The organism is Bacillus sp. JJ1503 (assembly GCF_036965125.1).
In the GTDB taxonomy this organism is placed as follows: Bacteria; Bacillota; Bacilli; order Bacillales; family Cytobacillaceae; genus Cytobacillus.
In genome coordinates this window covers 1-4,133 of sequence record NZ_JBALOZ010000323.1, presented here as the reverse complement: position 1 = coordinate 4,133, position 4,133 = coordinate 1, and the positions used below count along the sequence as shown (strand labels likewise).

Annotated in this window: 7 protein-coding genes; 6 read left to right on the top strand and 1 reads right to left on the bottom strand. The window is 30.0% G+C overall.

All coding sequences use genetic code 11. The features are described 5' to 3' along the window. The 5 genes from V7149_RS21485 to V7149_RS21465 all read left to right on the top strand — a co-directional run. The coding region (locus tag V7149_RS21485; protein ID WP_335347633.1) for a hypothetical protein at positions 1 to 695 on the top strand (695 nt) is incomplete at its 5' end. Positions 696 to 751: 56 nt separating this feature from the next. Further along, a complete protein-coding gene (locus V7149_RS21480; RefSeq protein WP_335347632.1) occupies positions 752 to 1,135 on the top strand; it encodes a hypothetical protein in 384 nt (127 codons plus the stop codon). A gap of 56 nt (positions 1,136 to 1,191) precedes the next feature. Further along, the gene (locus V7149_RS21475; protein WP_335347631.1) at positions 1,192 to 1,536 is read left to right on the top strand and encodes a hypothetical protein; all 345 of its coding nucleotides are present in this window, start codon (positions 1,192 to 1,194) and stop codon (positions 1,534 to 1,536) included. An 11-nt stretch (positions 1,537 to 1,547) separates the two neighbouring features. Continuing rightward, entirely contained in the window at positions 1,548 to 2,144 is a 597-nt protein-coding gene (locus V7149_RS21470; protein WP_335347630.1) for a hypothetical protein, read from the top strand. Positions 2,145 to 2,209: 65 nt separating this feature from the next. Further along, positions 2,210 to 2,413: a hypothetical protein gene (locus tag V7149_RS21465; protein ID WP_335347629.1), complete on the top strand. Its 204-nt coding sequence runs from the start codon at positions 2,210 to 2,212 to the stop codon at positions 2,411 to 2,413. A 150-nt stretch (positions 2,414 to 2,563) separates the two neighbouring features. Here V7149_RS21465 and V7149_RS21460 read toward each other — a convergent pair whose 3' ends face one another. After that, positions 2,564 to 3,265: a hypothetical protein gene (locus tag V7149_RS21460; protein ID WP_335347628.1), complete on the bottom strand. Its 702-nt coding sequence runs from the start codon at positions 3,263 to 3,265 to the stop codon at positions 2,564 to 2,566. A 195-nt stretch (positions 3,266 to 3,460) separates the two neighbouring features. Between V7149_RS21460 and V7149_RS21455 the strand changes: the two genes are divergently transcribed. After that, positions 3,461 to 4,066 carry a restriction endonuclease gene (locus tag V7149_RS21455; protein ID WP_335347627.1) on the top strand — a complete coding sequence of 202 codons (606 nt, stop codon included), beginning with the start codon at positions 3,461 to 3,463 and terminating at the stop codon, positions 4,064 to 4,066. Positions 4,067 to 4,133: the final 67 nt, after the last annotated feature.

Below are 4,133 nucleotides of genomic sequence, written 5' to 3'. Positions count from 1 at the left end.
TAAATAAAGTATTAGATGAAAATGAACAAATGCCTGATGGGTATAATGATGCATTTTTAGCATTTGTATCTAGTTATAATGATGTAGAATTAACCGAGAAAGAAGAGGAAGTTATTGACAGTTTAAGACGTCTTAATCTCGAATTTCTAAAACTAGGTATTAAAAAAATATTTGGTGATATTTCCCAAGATGATCGTGCTGATTATGATAAATATTATTCAAAATTAGAAAACATCCTCGGAAATACAAACTTAACATTAAGTAAACTAGATACTGAGTTTGTTGCCGATTCTATTTCTATACAAGTTGCAAGTAAAATGCTTGAGGAAGAAAACAAAATAGAAAAATATATGACTGAAAATAGAGTAAAATTAACTGCTAATGAAGTAAGATATAATATGCCAAATAATTTGGATAGACCTTTCTTCCTAGAGGGTGAGGTTGAACTTTGTGATTATTATAATTACGGGTTTACCAATGAAACTGATCTTTTCTGTGGAAGATTAACTCCTACTGGTGGAGGTTATTCTGATTCTTGGTACTTATATTTTCATAGGAAATCATTTAAAGAACTTTACGATTATATAATTGATGGAACAAGTGCTGATATTATGGTGACTGCTGAAATTCCAAGTAGAGCCTATAAAAGCGGTCAAGGTAATATGGCAAGAGTAAAACAAATGCAAGGCAAATAAAAGGAAATCCCTCCCTTTGTATCGAAAGTAGTAGATAGAAGGGAGATGTTAAAATAATGAATATTAATGAAATTATTAATAAATATCAATATGATAGAAGTATTAGAAAATATAACGATAAACATTTTTTTGAAACACGTAATAATATCTTTAGAAGAATTACATCTAGAAGAGATGTTGAAATTTCTGAAAATCACGTTATTTCTAGGATTGATGAATATAAAAATGCTACTTATAAACTTGTACAGGAAGATATTCTTGATCTTGAAAGAGCCATTGGAAGGTATGAAATAGCGGTGAAAAAGGTTATTCAATGCTATGGGCATAATGATTTTGATTTTGACTATACTTCGGAAGAATTACAAAGTTTAATTGATAAAATCTTTGAATTTCATGAGCAATTAAAAGAAATTTTATTTAGAAAAGCATGTCAAGATTAGTTTTAAGGTCACTTTAAATAGTGGCTTTTTTTTATTTTACAGAAAGGAATGATTACATGAACAACCTACAACGCCTAGAATTAGAAACAAAAGGTATTAACCTTTCCCAATCAGAATTAACTATTTACCTTCAAGAAAACGACTTGCAGCCTTTTAATGAATATAACCCACAATCAGCAACTAATAAGAAAAACATGTATCAATCGGCTTTAAGTGTATTAGAATCAATTGCTAATAATCCAAGTGGAATGAAATCGTACAAACTGGATGATATGACAGTATCAGATTTTCATGAGAATTTACTTTCAAGAATAGATCAATTAACAAGAAAAATTCGCACGTTAAAGACGGATGATGAAATACAAAATAATACAAATTCCTTCATGTTGTATTCGAATTAGGGGGTGCTTCTATGTTTAGTGTTAATGCAGATGATTTGCAATTTCTATTTGAATTAACAGGCCAGTCAGTGTTAATTAACAATGTGAAACGTCGAGTCATTATTACAAATCCTAAAATGTCAAAAAAGGAAGAACGATATATACATACCCTTGAAGGTGTCTTACAGGGCGATATTGTAACAATAGGTGATGAAATTTTCCTTACCATTGGTGAATCTACAATTAAACGTCAGGGTAAGTTTAAAGCTAAAATAAGACATTGTAATTATGTGATTGAAGTTGCAGGAGAGATTAGAACAGAATTAAAGAGAGATGAAAATGGTGAAATTGTTAGAGATAAATATGGCAGACCAATTGAAATCCAAGTACAAGGTGAGCCTATACAAATTCCTTCAATTGTTGATAATGACAGCTTCAAGATTATTGGAGGTCAGATACTTGTTGCAGAAAATCGAATTATCGTGACAGTGCAGGATAATGAAACAAATAGAAATAGATTTAAGGTGAACGGTACGTTTAATTTGATGGATAAAAATTGGAAAGTGAAGAATCAAGATAGGACTCTAAAAGGGCTTTTAGTGCTAATATGTGAGGCGGTCATAAGTTGAGTAAATTGAGATAGAGAGTAAGCCTTCCGATAATGGAGGGCTTCTTTAATTGGGAGTGATGAAATATGACTGAAGTTTGGAAGTATGATAATAATGTTTATTGTCTATATACAGAATCTAAAGAGGTTATACGAAGAATTAAACGAAGCTATCACGACTTTGAAGCTATAGCTGAATACTTTAAGGATGATAAACTAAAAGGCATCCAGTACAAAGTTCCGATTAGTAGAAAGAGATCAGCATTTCATTTAGCTAGTATTAATCAATAAGTGTGAATATATGGTACGAATTATGCTTATTCTTTGATTAATACTAGCCTTTTTTCCTCTTTATTTATAGGTAGACTAATTGTATTCCGTCTAAATTTAACTTATCTAGATCAAGCTAATAAATATGAAAACGAGCGCAATATGCCATATTTAAGGAGACTTAATCGTGGAGTGTTTTATTTTTATCATCTTTAATGATATATCTTGATCTGCAATATTATCTATTAAATGTAGTTTAAAATCTGGAGTAATTTTATTTTTAGTTTGATCAAACTTTGCAGTAATTAATTTACTTTCATAAACTCTAATTACAACTTCATTATCGATAAAAAGGTAGTTCTGTTTTTGTTTTGCAATAAAGTATCCAGAGTAAAAAGGAAGTATTAAAAGGAAAATAATTCCAAGTGTTAAAGTAAGATTTTTATATTTTTTTAGTAATGAATAAAAATAAATAAATATTAAAATTAAGCAATAAAATAGAAACTTATCAGCTGGGTTGTTCCAAACCAAGTGGAAGGCAAAAAGGGCAATTCCTAATACACATAAACCTTGATAAAAAAAGCTTAATTTTGAATTTTGAACTTGGACAGAGGGTAAAAGTGTCTTTTTTATTAAACGATTAAAATCTGTTTCTTTGTGCAAGAATAAATTATTAATGTAACCAAGACCAAAAATAATACATATCATCACTAAACTCTTGGTGATATTTGAAACTGTTAACTCGATAAATTCTATCGGTAGACTGTAATAGTAATTATATCCCCATTCATAAAGAAATGTAATTAAATATCCTAATCCCGTCAAAATGAAAATGTATAAAGCAATGTCTATTCCTTTGATTTTTTCCCACATATAATCCTTTCATCTCCTCATGGTTTATTTACAATATTTGTTTTTATTATACCATAAACAGGAACGTTAGTTCTGTTGATAACCGTTTAAATTAATAAAGGGGCATAATCCAATAATTAAACAATTCATATATTATTTTTTTTTGAATATTTAATAATAATTTTGCCAATACCTTTAATATAAGGAGGTGATATAGTGCTATTAGTAGAGATTATGATCGCAGTTGTCTTAGTGGCAGCATTTATACAATTTCAGTTAACTAAAAGAAAGAATCACTACAAAACTGCTTTATTGGCACATCATATTGATACAAGCGAAGATATGAAAAGAACTTTGGCAATGGGTTTGTATTTAAGGTTTAGAAATGAAGTGGATGGCGATAAAAATGAAGTTAGGTCTAATTCAGTTTTTATCAAACAAGACCCATTTACATTTGAATCGTTTGTTGCAGAAGTCTTTGAAAGAGCAAGGGGAGGTAGCACGTGGGTATCACCGCCTACAGGTGATTTCGGAGTGGATTTTGAGCATGAAACAGACGAGGGAAGATTCCTTGGTCAAGTAAAATGTTACAAAGGAGATATGGCGTTTGATCCGATAGCTATATTACATTCTAATATGGTCAAACATGGAGCAAAAGGCGGTTATGTAGTAACTACAAGTTCATTCACTAAGGCAGCAATGGAATATGCTGAAGGATTAGATATTGAATTAATTGATGGTGTAAAATTAGTTGAGTTATGGATAGCTGGATTAGAAAATGCAGAGCAAGAAATTAAAGATATGATTCCTGGATATATTTAAGCCACCAAAAATGGTGGCTAATTTATCCATTACTTTATACTAGTTTGCAATAATTTACTCTATTTAT